The sequence below is a fragment of the Halomicronema sp. CCY15110 genome (assembly GCF_016888165.1).
Classification (GTDB): Bacteria; Cyanobacteriota; Cyanobacteriia; order Phormidesmidales; family Phormidesmidaceae; genus Halomicronema.
Map to the genome: position 1 here is coordinate 1 of NZ_JACSWC010000153.1, position 1,481 is coordinate 1,481.

Consider the following 1,481-nt stretch of genomic DNA (forward strand, 5'->3'; position numbering starts at 1 on the left):
ATGGACACCTGCCGTTGGGTGCTACAGGTCGTGCTGCGACCCAAACAGACGAAAGGCTTTCAGGTGCTCAAAAAGCGCTGGGTGGTGGAGCGCACCTTTGGCTGGTTAATGCATTGTCGACGTCTGGTGCGCGATTACGAGCAGTTGCCAGAGACCTCGGAGGCCTTCATCTACCTCGCCATGATCCGCATCATGGTCAGGCGTTTGGCATGAAATTTGACCAACTCAAACTTTTAAAACACCCTCTAAGGGCAGGTAATATTGAGGATTTTGTCGATACTGATTTTACAGTGTCTCCCCCCGCACGGCGAGGCGATCGCAAGGGTGGCTAGCTGCCCCTCAAAAACATGAATTGAGGCGTCCTTAAAATTTAGGAACGCTTTTTGGGATCACGATAGACACCGTAAGCGGCAAATATGCCCAATACCAGCCCAATTAAATGTCCCCACCAAGCCACCATCGGATTTGTGGGCAATACCCCCCATAAAGTTGCACTGTAATTGAGCAAAACAAAGACTGAGATGAGCAAAGGAATGATGCGCCGCTCTAGCCAGCCGATGACTAGCAAATAGCCAAACAGGGTATAAACGACTCCGCTCAGACCATGGACGCTGGTAGGACCAATAAGCCAGGAAATTGCGCCGCCGCCCAGCCAGCCAATCAGAAAAACCGTCCAATAATCCCTGCGATTTTTGGCTAAAATCAGCCAGCTAAAGATGGCAAACCCGATGGTGTTGCTAATTAGGTGGATGAACCCACTGTGGGAAAAAGCAGATAAAAAGATACCCGGAATTCCGTCTAGGCTGCGGGGATGCAGTACCAAATTCCACTGTCCACCAAAAAATAATTGATCAATGATTTCTTGAGCCCAGGGAATTGCCAAAATCCATAGGGGCACAAAGAAGTTGTCTTTGATTTGGGCCAATGTCCCACTTTGATTAGACGCTTTCGCTGGAGGAGCAGCTGGCTCAGATGAATATCTGGCTGTAGGTGGTACGTCGGTTTCGATCTCCGCCATCAGGCGCTGCAATTCTGCTTTTAATTCGCGATCGCTTTTCTCTGAGGTCACGATTGACACTGTCTCCGATTTACTGCTTTACCCTGTGGCATCAAGTACGCTCTCAATCAGCAAGTTCCGTCTTTAGCTGATACATCTAGAGCCATCCAGACCTGCGATGGAAAGTTGTTTGGCCTAGAGCTAGTGCAGCGTCAGGACTAAAACTTAGGGCTTGCTCCTGAAGGGAGCCACTGCGTGAACGACAAGCCCAGCCCGAACGCCCAGATCCTGCTCATCCTGAGTTTGTCGTCGGCCGTGCCTGCCCGTAGGGCATAGGATGTTGGCGAGTGTGCGTCACCCTAAAATCAAGCACTGACAGAGCACTAATGGCTTTTCTCTAGTTTACGCGTAATTGCTCAACCCAGTAGCCAATCAGCTTGTTGTGAGGTAAGGACGCGGGAAATCGCCTCAAAGGCAGACAACC

At 50.3% G+C, this 1,481-nt stretch carries 2 protein-coding genes; one reads left to right on the plus strand and one right to left on the minus strand.

The window, feature by feature from the left end; translation table 11 throughout:
• On the plus strand, nt 1-213 hold a 213-nt coding region (locus tag JUK32_RS03230; RefSeq protein ID WP_204137415.1), incomplete at its 5' end, for a transposase.
• Nucleotides 214-370: 157 nt separating this feature from the next.
• Here the strand turns inward: JUK32_RS03230 and JUK32_RS03235 are convergent.
• Nucleotides 371-1,069: a rhomboid family intramembrane serine protease gene (locus tag JUK32_RS03235; RefSeq protein ID WP_309224476.1), complete on the minus strand. Its 699-nt coding sequence runs from the start codon at nt 1,067-1,069 to the stop codon at nt 371-373.
• Nucleotides 1,070-1,481 lie beyond the last annotated feature (412 nt).